Below are 13,374 nucleotides of genomic sequence, written 5' to 3'. Positions count from 1 at the left end.
CGGTCATTGAGTCGTAGACCCTTGCCGCCCGAATTCGTGCATAGGCTTTTGTCCGAAGGAACATCTGCAGAAGGGGGAATCTTCAATCCTTAACCCGGCAATGATAGGGCGCTAACGATTTTTCTAAAAGAGAAAAACCTGACATGGATCATTGCGAGGCCGGCAATAGTGCTGCAGGCCGACTGTGTTTTATCAAGGCGTGGCGCTTACAATGGCAGACTTTCGGAACGCACCTGCGTACTCCGGAGATCCGTTCAGGTTCGTCTCTTCTTCATCCGTTTCAAGGCTCATCATGACAACACCCCACTCCGACCCGTTGCACGGCGTCACGCTGGAGCAGATCCTCAGCGCGCTGGTCGAACATTACGAATGGTCCGGCCTTGCCGAGCGCATCGATATTCGCTGCTTCAAAAGCGATCCGAGCATCAAGTCCAGTCTGACCTTCCTGCGCAAGACACCCTGGGCGCGGGAGAAGGTCGAAGCGCTGTATGTGAAGTTGCATCGCAGCAAGGGCTGGTAACAGGCCCGCCAGAACAGCCCGGCATGGAGGCCGGCACTCAAGGATACCGATAGATGCTCAGCGAACATCCACAACCTGCGCAGGGACAGCGCTATTACGCCCTCGTGGCTGCTTGCCTCGGCTGGTCGGGACTGGTGATTCAGCTTTACCTGATCCTGATTGGTCGTTATGCCGATCACGCCAGTCTGCTGGGTGGGCTGGTACGCTTTTCAAGTTTCTTCACCGTACTGACCAACATGCTTGTAGCGGTCGCGCTGAGTTGCGCCCTGACGACACAGCAGTCGGCAGGCCACCGGTTCTTCCGGCATCCGGTGGTATGCGGCGGCATTGCGGTAAGCATCGCGCTGGTGGGCATCGCCTACAACATCCTGCTGCGCCACTTGTGGCACCCGGAAGGCTGGCAGTGGGTGGCCGACGAACTGCTGCACGACATAATGCCGCTGGCGTTCGTGATTTACTGGTGGCTGTACGTGCCCAAGGGCGCGCTGCGTCTGGGCCATGTAGCGCTCTGGGCGATCTATCCGATCGTCTACTTCGCCTATGTCCTGCTACGGGGCCACATGTTCGGTGATTACCTGTACCCGTTCATCGATGTCGGTACGATCGGTTTTCCGAAGGCATTCATCAACGCGCTGGGTGTGCTGCTCGGTTTCGTGCTCATTGCATTGTTGTTGCTGGGCGTCGATAAACGGGCGTCTCGTCGTACGCTGTGAGTCGCCCGGTCCTGCTCATTCTTCAGTGCTGTCCAGCTTCCAGTAACCGGCGGCCTTGACGAATTCCTCTTCCAGGCCGAACTCGTCGAGCAGTACACGACGTAGCTTGCGTGACTGCGCGGATTCGGTCGCGACCCAGGCGTACAGCTTGCCCTCGGGCATCTCCAGGCGCCGCGTGACGTCCAGCAGATTCTGTTCGCCGCGTACAATCCAGATCACGTCGACCTGCGCGGCGCTGTAGAACACCTGCTGTTCCTGCGGGTTGGCAACCTCGACCACCACCAGCGCAGCGCGGTTGGCGGGCAGCGCTTCGAGGCGTCGGGCGATGGCGGGAATGGCTGTTTCGTCGCCGATCAGCAGGTAGCTGTCGAACATGTCCGGCACCACCATCGAACCCTTCGGCCCGGCGATGTGCAGGAATTGCCCGGGCGCTGCCTGAGCGGCCCAGGTGGCCGCCGGGCCTTCGCCGTGCAGCACGAAATCGATATCCAGTTCCCCGGTTTTTTCGTCGTAGCGACGCGGCGTGTAATCGCGCATCGGCGGGCGCGGCGTGTCCTTGTCACCGGCAGGGTTGAGGTTTTCCAAGGCGGCCTGTTCTTCTGCCGTTTGCGGGAAGAACAGTTTGACGTGGTCATCCGTGCCCAGGCTGATGAAACCCGCCAGCTCCGGCCCCTGCAAGGTAATGCGGCGCATCAGGGGTGTCAGTTCCGTGACCCTCACCACCTGCAGCTTGCGTCGCTTGATTTCATGCATGACGCGATGGATTGACTGGGGCGAATTCATGCCGACTCCTCCGAGGCAGGTTTAGGCCCATCGACGACAGCCTTGGCCGTGCTGTTGAGCAGTTCGCTGACCCGTAGAATCTCTTCCGGGCTCCAGCGGCCATGGTGCATCTGCAGCGCGTGGCGCAGGTTGTGCACCGCTTCATGGATTTCCGGCGGACGATCATGGCCGCGCAGTGAGCGCTTGCTGACATCGATGCGCATGCGCACACCTTCCAGCGCCACGGCCTGATCTTCCAAGGACTGGCGACCCGCATCGGTGACGGTGTAGAGCTTCTTGCCGGCCTGTGCATCGCCGACCACCATTTCGCTTTCTTCAAGGAATGTCAGGGTTGGGTAGATAACGCCGGGGCTGGGGCAGTACGCACCCTCGAACAGACCTTCGATCTTGCGGATCAGGTCATAGCCGTGAGCAGGCTGTTCGGCGATCAACGCCAATAGCAGCAATTTCAGATCGCCAGGGGCGAAAACCCGAGGGCCACGTCCACCGCGTTCGCGGCCGGGGCGTTTTTCAAAACCGTCGCGATCTTCACCTGCGTCACGAAGATGCGGCGGACGATGGTGGGGTGGATGTTTATCTTCACGCATGTTTTTGCTCTCTGGTTACAAGTTAGATATACCTTAAGATATATCTTATTGTAATCACAGAGCTGGCAGACGAGCGGTCATTGCCGCTCAGACACCCTTGGGCGCATCGGCGAGCGGGGCATTGCACATCGCCTGTCCGTGGTTTTCCAGGTAAGGCGTCAAAATCGGTGCCATGCCTTTGAGCACCTGCACCGGCAACGCCGAGGTGAAGCGAAAGCCCTCGGCAGCGCGCCCCGGCACGAACGCCGTGAGCGCGCCAAAGTGGTTGTCGCCGATATAAAACACGAAAGTCGCCGTGCGGTTGATCGCTCTTGAGCTGAGAATTCGCCCGCCCGCACCGACGCTTTCGATCCTGTTGTCGCCGGTGCCGGTCTTGCCGCCCATCGCCAGCACGCTGCCGTCCTGCATCTTGAACGTGCCTTGCACGCGTTTGGCCGTGCCGCCGTCCACCACTTGCGACAAGGCCTCGCGCATTGCCGCGGCGACTTCCGATGGCAACACACGCTTGCCCAGCTCCGGGTTGATGCTCAGTTGAGTGTCATAAGGCGTGTCGGCGGCAAAGTGCAGACTGTCGATGCGCACCGCAGGCAGGCGGATACCGTCGTTCTGGATGATGCCGATCAGCTCGGCAAGCGCCGCCGGACGGTCTCCCGAGCTGCCGATAGCCGTCGCCAGCGAAGGCACCAGATGGTCGAACGGATAACCCACGCGCTGCCAGCGTTGCTCGATGTCCAGAAACGCTTCGACCTCCATCATGGTCCGCACCCGGCTGTCGCGAGCGCCTTTGTGGCGACTCTTGAACAGCCAGCCATAGACTTCCTGACGTTCGTAACGACTGGCGGCCACCGCGTCCTTGAACTGTGCTTCCGGGTGCTTGAGCAGGTAGCCTACCAGCCACAGTTCCAGCGGATGGACGCGGGCGATGTAGCCTTGATCGGGCAGGTCATAAGTGCCCGGACCGTAACTCTGGTACAGATCGGCGAGACGTTTGTCGGTGAGTCTCGAACTCGCCCTGGGCTCGTCCAGGTGGGCGCGGATGAACGCGTTGAATGTGCCCTGATCAGCGCCCGGCAACAGGTAACGGTGTACCGCAGCCAGGCGGATCGCCGTCGGGTGAATGCCGTCGAGGAAGGTGTCGAGCCGCTCCTGCGTGGTCTTTTCCTTGTAGCGTTTCCAGAAGCGCAGCAGGAATACCGTGCCTTCGCGGTCGGCAAACTGCGCCAGGTATTCCTGGCGGCGCGGGTTGTCATCATCCTTGAGCAGCTCGGCGCTGTTGTTGGGCGCCTGATAGGTGCTGTAGCGCACCACATCGCGCATCAGACGAATGAACGGCAGGTTGATCGACTCACGCAGCGACTCGCGCAGGGTCGGAATCCGCTCGTTGTCTTCGCGCCGGAAATTATTGAAACGGTGCATGCCGCCACCGGTGAAGAACGCTTCTGCGGGGCTGGCCGAATAGGTGCGGTCGAGTGCGGCCGAAAGCATTTTCGCCAGGTCACGGTCCTTGCTCAGTTGCAGATAATCCACCGCCCAACGGGTCAGCCGATCCGGTTCCTCGACCGGGACTTTGCGCAACTGCGCAGGGCTCAAGCCCGAATAGCGCCCATGCAACTCGGCGATGATCTCCAGATACGTCGTCAGCACGCGCATCTTCGCCGTCGAGCCCAGCTCCAGCTTGCTGCCTTCGTTGATATCGAACGGCTGATCGGTGCTGTCGGTCTGGACCCTGACCCGCGAGCCATCCACGCCGCGTTCAAACAGCGTGAAGCTGTAGCGCACTTGCGTTGTGCTGGCCGGGGTCAACAGGCGCTCGCCCATCAAACCGGTCTTTGCCGCAAACTCAGGGTTGGCGAGGTCGCGCAGGTACTGGCTGACGCTGCGCTGCAATTCGCCATGCAGCGTGCTGGTGGCGGACAGGTCGAGACGGTCCAGGTCGTAAAGCGGACGATTGAGCAGATTCGACAGGCGAGTGCGCGCGACACTGATGCCCTTGTTGGTTTCGATGGGCTGCAGGGTCGGTTGCTGCGCCCAGTCGCGGTAGGTGACCTGGGCTGCCAGCGCGGCCTCGGCCAGCGGTCGGTCGATGACGTTGGCCTGGGCCAGCAGGCGGATGTGGCTGTCGGTCAGCTCTGCCAATTCCTGGCGTCCCTTGGCCAGATAGTGCGACGGGCGACGTTGGGCGATTACCAGTGAGAGCACTTCACGCAGCGCCAGCGCCTTGTCGGCCAGCGCCTGTTTATTGCCCGGATTCGAAGCCAGTATTTCGTTGGTTTTGCCGAAGTCTGCGCCGAACCACACCCGCAGTCCTTCGGCCAGACCATGCACCTCGCCATGCCCCGGCACCGCAGACAGCGGCACGCTGTTCAGGTAGTCACGCACCACTCGCTGGCGCACGGCGAGTGTCTCGGTCCCTGGCTGATAGGCGCGAACGCTGGCGGAAATCATCTGCCGCAGCTTTTCCGAACCCGACAGCGTCAGCCCGTCGGGGGAATGGCGGTATTTTTCCAGCTGAGTGGCCAGCGTGCTGCCCCCAGCCGACTGGCCGGGGAGGGCAAACATCTTAGCCAATTGCGACCAGGCGGCTTTGACAAAACGTGGCCAGTCCACCGCAGGGTTGGCCATGGGCTGCTGCGGATCAAGCAGATCACGGTTTTCGATAAACAGCAGACTGTTCACCAGCATCGGCGGAATGGCGGCGAAGGTCGGGTAAAACTGCTGTGGGTATCTGAACTCGTACAGCGGCTCGTTTCGGCAATCGGTGATCGACAGCCCGGCCTGGGTTTTTTCCTCGTAAGGCACGAAAAAACCATGCCGGACGTAACGCAACAGTTCCGGCGAAAACCGGGTCTGACGCGTAATCACATAATCGCGCTTGAGCAGGCGCGAGAGGAATTCATCCATGGATGAATAGCCCAGGCGCCGGTCGAACGGCCCGTCACCGGGATACACCACGTCATGACTAGGCCCGGGCTGCATTGAATAACCCAGGCTCGCGGCAAAGCGGCTGAATTCCCGCGCCTGAAGCCTGGAGGTCCTGCTCTCCACCGCCACCGCCACGCCCAATGCAACCCCTGCCAACACCACCACGACCCAGAACACCCGCCATCCGTATCGCTTGCGACGCGGATATTTGGGCGTACGAGGATCATCCTCACGATCAGCGGATAGCATCTCTTGCTTGCTATCGGAATGCCGAAATGCGCCCATAGTCGATTGTCCGGTCATCCTGTCAAAGCACCTGACCCAAGCTTAGACGCTGGATGGAATTGTGGGAGGGAATTGTCTGGTGGTTTTCGAGGGCGGAAGGCGCGCAGTGGGGACGAGCGTCATGAACTAATCCCACTGCAGTCACACATGAACTGCAGTGGCGCTGGCTTGATCAGACGTGAAGATCAACCAACGGTTTGCGCTCTTCTTCACGCTTCGGCGCATTGCGCTCGATCTGGTAAATGATCGTGTCCATGAAGTTGCCAATGTGGTTGCGGCTGAAGACCTGTCCGTAATCGATAACCTTGCTGTAATTCTCAAGGTTGAGTGTGTGCTGGTTGCCGAATTTTTCCGTGTAGTGATCGAGTAACGTCATCACAATTTTTGCGTGCGCACGCAGATCCTCCTTCAGTGGTTGACGTTCGTTCAGCTTCTCGGTCAGGTACGTGAACTCTGCCGGGGTGAGCACATCGTCTGGGTCGGTCACCTGGATTTCCTGATTAAAACCCAGCGTGAAGCCGAAGTGCTTATTTGACAGCTCCGTATTAAGGTAAAAAAGCTGCTGCTTGAAATCATGAAAATTGTCGTACATACGGCATAGGGTCTTTTCAAAATCTTTAGTTAAGTCACCCAGGTATGTACTTCGGAGTAGGTTCGATATCTCTTCAGACATACTTTCCAGCATAACCCGTCCTGCCGCCGACGTTTTGTAGTCGGATAACCAGGGTGTTTCCTCGGTGGTATAGAACTCAGCGTTCGGATCACGCACGTTATCACGCGCCTGAGGGATTTTGATCGGCGAAGCAGCAGGTGAGGTGAGGGAGCTCGAGCCTGAGAGAGTGCGCTGTTGATTTTGTGATGCAGAAGCTAAAGGGTTGATATGCATGCTAGGCGCTCTTTGGTGTCAATGATAACTAGCTAGCGGCAGACCTTCGCAAAACTTTGCCTGATAAGTATGTAGGATTTTTCCTAGACTATAGTGGTGATTATTTTTTGTAGGAAGTTTCCTTGGTTTTAATGTGAGGGTTGACTAGTCGCCTAACTTTCTATTGCGTCAATTTTGTCAGTGGCAACCTGCCTCTGCATAATCTGCGAGAATACCTATGAATACTTATGGAAGAAAATGTGTTGGTTTTTGCTTGTTGTCCATTTTCGTGATAATGGCATTGGCTTCCGGCGCTCATGCCAATACAGGTGCCGAGGACCCGGTCGGTGCATCAAGTAATGAAACCAACGAAGCCGTTGCGGCTGAAGCTGTGCAAGAAATTTCCGAGCCAAGATTTACCGTCATGCTGGATAAACTACACTCGGTGGCAGATGTGTTGACAGCCAAACACCCCGTCCACTACTACGGCTTTGTCTCGCATCGTGGGCAAGATGTATTGCTCTATGCGCCTGTGGGTGACCCGGTCACTAACGAGTGGAAGACCGAGTATTACGAAAATGGTGAATGGGTTGCCCAGACACTTAATACTAAGGTGTTTAAAGATCTGGCTCCTGGGGCTGAGGTGATCATCAGGGGCACGCCAAGAAACTCACTGGCAGGTGGCAGGCTTCCATACACTGTCAGATTGGGTTCCTATCCTGTTCTAAAAAGCTATGAACTGCTCGACGAACCGGGAGTGATAAGAATTCCAAGTGGGTATACGGAACCTCAGTGGTTGGCAACCCAGATTTATAAAGAAGCTGTCCTTGAAGTAAGATTCAGCGATACTAAAGGTACGCCGTTGGAAGGCGGTATGGCTATTTTGGATCTGAGCTTTGGTGAAAAAGGCGCCTCGATTAAGCATATTCTGGTTAGCGGTGCTGATGGGTTCGCCTCTGAGCGCATTGAGTTCGGACGTTGCTATGGAGGTACGGAGGCCCAAGATTTTGTCCACACGCAAAGGGGGTTCAATACTTGGAGAAGTAACTATAGAGTCGCTCGCTACTTCGTAAGTAATTTCTCTTTAGGGCCCATCACGGCGATGCCTCATATTTTTTACATGGGACACATCTGCACACAAACCGTTCTGCGAACTGTTGCTCCACGAGGTTAACGTCTAACTCAGCCTGGCGAATCATTTGTCTCGCCAGGCTGATGTCTCATACCGCCATGGAAATAGATGAGGGATCTCGTTTTTCAGCATTGCTTTAGACTTGCTGTATCCATTTGTCATGCCTTTTGTACGATGCTATTCATGAATTTGCTGTAGTCGATCATGTCCTGAGGGTTACTGATGTCCAGGTTTATATTAGCCGCCAAATGTTTTATGAGTTCGGGGGGTATCTTGTTGGTCTCGTACTGAATAGCGGCCAGTTCCTGAAAAACTTGGCCTGACAAACCAGTAGGAAATCTCCGAGAGGGCATGCAAACGTGACGCTGTTCTCAAGTTGGCAACAGGTGTGGGGATGTCCCCAGGCGTTTATTCAACTCCAGCCCATTGGCCATCAGCATCATTAACCCCAACCCGACAATCGCCGTGGTCACTTGCATGGGCCATGTATCGCCTGCCAGTGCATTGGCCATGTCTGCCAGTGGCGCGAGCAGGACGCCCAGGCAAAAGACTTCCAGTGAATAGCGGCCCATGCGACAGGTCTGGCGCGCGGGCCAGTTTTCCAGCCAGGTGCTTGAGGTTGGCAGCAGTCGGGCGACGACGTAGACCAGGGCAAGGAAGTGCAGTAACCGGACGGGCGCAAGGTCGGTCTTGCTGATCGGGTAAAGGCTTTCAAGGTGCAGGCTGGAGACCAGCGCGGCGTGCAGCCCGGGCCATTTTTCGCTGAAGGTCAGGATGCATGCGATCAGCACGTAGATGGCGGCCAGCATGAACAAGGGTTGCTGGCGCAACGGAGGGCGCTCAGCTGTCGTGGCTGTTTCGCTGCGCAACGCGCACGCACCGCCGAGCACGAACAGCAGCTGCCAGGCCACCGGGTTGAAGTACCAGACACCGCCGCCTTCGTAAGCGCGCAGGTTCCAGCCCAGTAACGGCACCATCAGGTACAGGGCAATCGACAGGCCGACTGCCACTTCGAGTTTGCGCAGCATCAATGGCAAGCTCAGCGGCAAAGTCAGCAACAGCACGATATACAGCGGCAACGGGTCGGTCAGGTTGGGTTTGAAGCGCAGCAGCAGTTCATCGGCCAATGCCTGTTGCGGGTTGCCGACAAAGTATTCAAGGCCCATCTGCTGGACCATGTCGCGCGTCTCGACGTGGTTGTTGGCGACGAAGACGATGCCCATCAGCAGGGTCAGCAGAAAGATATGCACCACATACAGCACCCAGGTCCGGCGCAGGATTCGCACGCCAGCCACCAGCATGCCGTCACGTCGGGCGATCCGTCCGTAGGCCAGGATCGACGCGTAACCGGCGAGGAAAACGAAGATTTCCGCTGCGTCGCTAAAGCCGAAGTTGCGTACGGTCAGTTGCGCCAGGGGATTGTCCGGCACGTGATCCCAGAATATGAAGATCAGCGCCAGGCCGCGAAAGAAATCGATTCGATGATCGCGTCCGTTATTCATAACGGTGGACTCTTGAAAGTGCTAATGAGTAAAGATAGGCCACAGAGGCTCAGGTTCCAGGCCAGCGACGAGTGACGTTCGGCGGCGCGGCAGGGTGCCGCTAATCGAGGGCAATTGCAAAGGCGCGCTATTACAGAATGTCTCTGCGCCGTGCGGTCCAGTGGCTTCCCGCCGACAGCGGCGCCATGTGCGTGTTCGATCAACCTCACCGATGATGGCAATCAACAGCAATCATTCTCATCTTCCGTTATGTTACTGTATAACTATTGCAGTCAACTCACCGGAGAGATCACGATGAAACCCGATATCCATCCTCAATACCGCACCGTGCTGTTCCACGACACCGCTGCCGACGTCTACTTCCTGATCGGCTCGACCGTAGACACAGACCGCACGCAACAGCACACCGACGGCGCTACCTATCCTTATGTTGCGCTCGACGTTTCCAGTGCCTCGCACCCGATGTACACCGGGCAGCAGCGCAAGGCCACCACCGAAGGCCGGATCGCGGGTTTCAACAAGCGTTTCGCCACCTTTGGCTCTGCTGGCAAGAAAGAAACCGCAGCCGCTCAATGAGTGGTTTGACCTCCCGGTCGTGGGCATTTCGCATGGATTGCCCACGACCGGGATTTTTTTGGCTGAATTTCAGGCCAACGGCCAATCATCTACTGGACTAACAGCCGACATTGCTTTTATCTTCGCGGCCTGAAAAACAGGAGTAACCGCTTTGAAAAAGTCAGTCGCCATCGTTTTCGGTGGGCAATCCAGCGAGCATGAGGTTTCGTTGCAGTCGGCACGCAACGTGATCAATGCGATTGATCGTGAACGCTATGCGCTGACCCTGATCGGCGTCGACAAGCTGGGCCGCTGGCTGCATTTCGACGAAGCCGATTACCTGCTTAATGCCACTGATCCTGCACGGATCAAACTAAGCGCATCAGGCAAGCCATTGTCCTTACTGCCGGGCAGTATCGGCGGGCAGTTTGTCGACGTCGAGTCAGGCCAGCCACTGGCAGCCATCGATGTGGTATTCCCGCTGATCCACGGCGCTTTTGGTGAAGACGGCGCGTTGCAGGGTCTGCTGCGCATGCTGGCCGTGCCTTTTGTCGGCGCCGATGTGCTGTCCTCTGCGGCCTGCATGGACAAGGACGTGACCAAGCGTCTGCTGCGCGATGCGGGCATTGCCGTCGCGCCGTTCAGGGTCCTGTCGCGTGGAGAGAGCCTTTCTTTCACGGAGGCTGCCGACCAGTTGGGGCTGCCGATGTTCGTCAAGCCGGCCAACCAGGGTTCATCGGTGGGCGTGAGCAAGGTGTCTGACGAGGCCGGTTTCGCGGCAGCACTGGCGCTGGGTTTCGAGTTCGATCACAAGCTGCTGATCGAGCAGGGCATCGTTGGCCGGGAAGTGGAGTGCGCGGTATTGGGTAACTTCGATGCGCAGGTCAGTGTCTGTGGCGAAGTGATTGCCAACGATGAATTCTATGCCTACGACACCAAGTACCTGAATGGCGATCAGGCACGCATCGCCATTCCCGCCGAGCTGCCCGCCGATCTGAGTGATCAGGTGCGTGACGTCGCGTTGCAGGCGTACAAGGTGCTGGGCTGCGCAGGGCTCTCGCGGGTCGATTTCTTCGTCACCGAAGGGCGCGACATCATCATCAACGAGGTCAACACGCTGCCGGGCTTCACCTCGATCAGCATGTACCCCAAGCTCTGGCAGGCCAGCGGTCTGTCGTATGCCGAACTGATCCATCGCCTGATCGTTCTGGCGCTGGAACGGGCTGATCAGGCGCGGCTGCTGAAAACGGAGATCTTTCCATGAAGATCATCCGCATCGCGGCGGCGCTGCTGATCGGTGCAGATGGCCGGACCCTGCTGGTGCGCAAGCGCGGTACCCAGGCCTTCATGCAGCCGGGCGGCAAGATCGAGCCCGGTGAACCGGCAGCGCAAGCCTTGGCCAGAGAGCTCGAAGAAGAGCTCGGGCTGAGCGTCGATCCGGCGCAGGCGGTGTTTCTTGGTGAGTTCACGGCACCTGCCGCCAACGAGCCCGGTTTCGAGGTCAACTGTCAGTTGTATGAGGTCAGGACTGACGCTGAGGCAGTGCCTGCCGCGGAGATCGAGGAAGTGCTGTGGGTTGACGCGGACAGTCATGCGGGTTTGCAACTGGCCCCGTTGACCCGCGATCTGATCCTGCCGCTGTATCTGAAGCGGCAGGCAGCACGTAGCTGAACGGCGCAGTCGTCCTGCATCGTGGTGCAGGACGGCACTGTCAGCGAACCACACTTACCCCGTCCAGCGTCGAGAACGAGGTGTCCTTGGCGGTCAGCAGGAAATCGCGCATGTACGGTGCGTCGAGCATGTCGGCGCGGATACCGGCATAGAGCGTCGCAAACAGTCCTTTCTCGCCCAACCGCTTGGCCTTCACATAGCCGCGTGAGCTGTATTCATGCAGCGCCCAGTGCGGCATGCCGCAGACCCCGCGCCCGCTGGCGACCAGTTGCATCATCATCACCGTCAACTCTGATGTTCGTACCTGTGCCGGTTCGATGTCGGCGGGTTCCAGAAAGCGCGTGAAGATGTCCAGCCGGTCGCGTTCCACCGGGTAAGTGATCAGCGTTTCACTCAGCAAGTCTTCCGGGACGATGTAGGGCCTGGTTGCCAGCGCATGTTGATTGGCCACCGCCAGCATCGCTTCATAGGTAAACAGCGGCACGTAGGTGATGCCGGGCAATTCCAGAGGGTCGGAGGTCACCACGAGGTCCAGATCGCCACGCGCCAGGGCAGGCAAGGGCGCGAACGAGAAACCGGAAGACAGGTCCAGTTCGACCTCGGGCCAGGCATCGCGGAACTGGTCGATGGTCGGCATCAGCCACTGAAAACAGCTGTGGCACTCGATTGCCATGTGCAGGCGTCCCGCCGTACCACCGGCCAGTCGGGCGATGTCGCGCTCGGCACTGCGCAGTTGCGGCAGGATGGAGTCGGCCAGTTGCAGCAGGCGCAAACCGGCGCTGGTAAAGCGCACCGGTTTGGTCTTGCGTACAAACAGCGGCATGCCCATGCGCTCTTCCAGCTCCTTGAACTGATGGGACAGCGCCGACTGCGTCAAATGCAGGCGCTCGGCTGCCTCCACAAGGCTGTCGGCCTCGCGCAGGGCATGCAGGGTTTTGAGGTGGCGTATTTCAAGCACGGTCAGTGCTCCATGAGCAGTATTTGTGATCAACACGAAAAAAATGAGTTTGTCTCATGTTGTGTCAGCTGTCGACAATAGCCCCATCTTTTATGGAGGACGCATCGTGGCCCTGACTCAACACCCGGACTATTTTCACATTGGCGCAGACCGTGAACTGCAGCACGCTCTGCAGGCTTTCTGGAAACAGGATCAGGGTGTTACGACCACGGGCGCCGAATTGCGCACCTGGTTGATGGCGCGTTACCCGCAGCAGGTGCCACACCTGAAACGCGACCAGCGTTTTCAGCCCGATTGGGCGTCTTTGCTGGCGAGCGTCGCTGAAGCAGGCGAACAAGGCCGCAAACCTGCATTGATCGGTCCTCTGACACTGCTCTGGCTAAGTGACGTTCAGGGTGACGAGGTAGATCGCCTCGACCTGCTGGAGCATCTGCTGCCGGTGTATGGCGAGATCTTCGGGCGTCTGGCTGCGCGCGGTGTCGAGTGGATTCAGATCGACGAACCGATCCTCGCGCTCGACCTGCCGCTGGCATGGAGCAACGCCTTCGAACGTGCCTATCACATTCTTCAGTATTCGCCGTTGAAGAAGCTCATCGGCCTCTATCACGGTGACCTGCGGCCCAACCTGGGTGTCGCGGCCTTGCTGCCGGTTGCAGGGTTGCATCTGGACAGCGTGACCGAACCGGAGCTGCTGGCCCCGGTGTTTGATCGTCTGCCCGTTTACAAGGTTCTGTCTCTGGGCGAGTGCGATACGCATTCGAACTGGCATCAGGAATCGTTGCTCGAAGCGCGCGCCCGTTTTGGGGAAAACCTGATGGTGGCGGATCAGGTCGCTGCGTAATGTAATACCCGATTAACGACCGCTCAGCGCCATTCATCAA

Annotated in this window: 13 protein-coding genes; 7 read left to right on the top strand and 6 right to left on the bottom strand. The window is 58.2% G+C overall.

Going from position 1 to position 13,374, the window contains the following annotated elements:
- Positions 1–292: 292 nt before the first annotated feature.
- Positions 293–520, top strand: coding sequence for a VF530 family DNA-binding protein (locus KBY08_RS05125; protein ID WP_003405366.1), 228 nt, complete (start codon positions 293–295; stop codon positions 518–520).
- A gap of 53 nt (positions 521–573) precedes the next feature.
- Entirely contained in the window at positions 574–1,233 is a 660-nt protein-coding gene (locus tag KBY08_RS05120; protein WP_003405376.1) for a Pr6Pr family membrane protein, read from the top strand.
- A gap of 15 nt (positions 1,234–1,248) precedes the next feature.
- On the opposite strand, the gene KBY08_RS05115 is transcribed toward KBY08_RS05120, so the two are convergent.
- From KBY08_RS05115 to KBY08_RS05100, 4 genes are all read right to left on the bottom strand, one after another.
- Positions 1,249–2,016, bottom strand: coding sequence for a siderophore-interacting protein (locus KBY08_RS05115; RefSeq protein ID WP_096135630.1), 768 nt, complete (start codon positions 2,014–2,016; stop codon positions 1,249–1,251).
- Positions 2,013–2,603 carry a PadR family transcriptional regulator gene (locus tag KBY08_RS05110; protein WP_096135629.1) on the bottom strand — a complete coding sequence of 197 codons (591 nt, stop codon included), beginning with the start codon at positions 2,601–2,603 and terminating at the stop codon, positions 2,013–2,015. The genes KBY08_RS05115 and KBY08_RS05110 overlap by 4 nt, the downstream gene beginning before the upstream one ends.
- 87 nt (positions 2,604–2,690) lie before the next feature.
- Positions 2,691–5,810 carry a transglycosylase domain-containing protein gene (locus KBY08_RS05105; protein WP_177410918.1) on the bottom strand — a complete coding sequence of 1,040 codons (3,120 nt, stop codon included), beginning with the start codon at positions 5,808–5,810 and terminating at the stop codon, positions 2,691–2,693.
- A gap of 172 nt (positions 5,811–5,982) precedes the next feature.
- A complete protein-coding gene (locus KBY08_RS05100) occupies positions 5,983–6,696 on the bottom strand; it encodes a hypothetical protein (RefSeq protein ID WP_096135627.1) in 714 nt (237 codons plus the stop codon).
- Positions 6,697–7,099: 403 nt separating this feature from the next.
- Between KBY08_RS05100 and KBY08_RS05095 the strand changes: the two genes are divergently transcribed.
- On the top strand, positions 7,100–7,849 hold the full coding sequence (locus KBY08_RS05095) for a hypothetical protein (RefSeq protein ID WP_177410920.1): 750 nt from the start codon (positions 7,100–7,102) through the stop codon (positions 7,847–7,849).
- A gap of 329 nt (positions 7,850–8,178) precedes the next feature.
- Here KBY08_RS05095 and KBY08_RS05090 read toward each other — a convergent pair whose 3' ends face one another.
- Positions 8,179–9,309 (bottom strand): OpgC domain-containing protein, encoded by a 1,131-nt coding sequence (locus tag KBY08_RS05090; protein ID WP_011268737.1) that lies wholly within the window; start codon positions 9,307–9,309, stop codon positions 8,179–8,181.
- A gap of 294 nt (positions 9,310–9,603) precedes the next feature.
- Between KBY08_RS05090 and KBY08_RS05085 the strand changes: the two genes are divergently transcribed.
- The 3 genes from KBY08_RS05085 (at position 9,604) to KBY08_RS05075 (ending at position 11,535) form a co-directional block, all read left to right on the top strand.
- Positions 9,604–9,885 (top strand): type B 50S ribosomal protein L31, encoded by a 282-nt coding sequence (locus KBY08_RS05085; protein WP_096135623.1) that lies wholly within the window; start codon positions 9,604–9,606, stop codon positions 9,883–9,885.
- A gap of 151 nt (positions 9,886–10,036) precedes the next feature.
- Positions 10,037–11,128 carry a D-alanine--D-alanine ligase gene (gene ddlA, locus KBY08_RS05080; RefSeq protein ID WP_024660518.1) on the top strand — a complete coding sequence of 364 codons (1,092 nt, stop codon included), beginning with the start codon at positions 10,037–10,039 and terminating at the stop codon, positions 11,126–11,128.
- A complete protein-coding gene (locus tag KBY08_RS05075) occupies positions 11,125–11,535 on the top strand; it encodes an NUDIX hydrolase (protein ID WP_011268734.1) in 411 nt (136 codons plus the stop codon). Before ddlA ends, KBY08_RS05075 begins: the two co-directional genes overlap by 4 nt.
- 40 nt (positions 11,536–11,575) lie before the next feature.
- Here KBY08_RS05075 and metR read toward each other — a convergent pair whose 3' ends face one another.
- Positions 11,576–12,493, bottom strand: a complete 918-nt coding sequence (gene metR, locus KBY08_RS05070; protein WP_003405405.1) for a transcriptional regulator MetR — start codon at positions 12,491–12,493, stop codon at positions 11,576–11,578.
- 106 nt (positions 12,494–12,599) lie between these two features.
- Here metR and KBY08_RS05065 point away from each other — a divergent pair, with 106 nt between their 5' ends.
- The gene (locus KBY08_RS05065; RefSeq protein ID WP_003405407.1) at positions 12,600–13,334 is read left to right on the top strand and encodes a 5-methyltetrahydropteroyltriglutamate--homocysteine methyltransferase; all 735 of its coding nucleotides are present in this window, start codon (positions 12,600–12,602) and stop codon (positions 13,332–13,334) included.
- Positions 13,335–13,374: the final 40 nt, after the last annotated feature.

This window comes from Pseudomonas sp. P135, assembly GCF_020312125.1.
Classification (GTDB): domain Bacteria; phylum Pseudomonadota; class Gammaproteobacteria; order Pseudomonadales; family Pseudomonadaceae; genus Aquipseudomonas; species Aquipseudomonas fragariae.
This window is presented reverse-complemented; position numbering and strand designations above follow the sequence as displayed.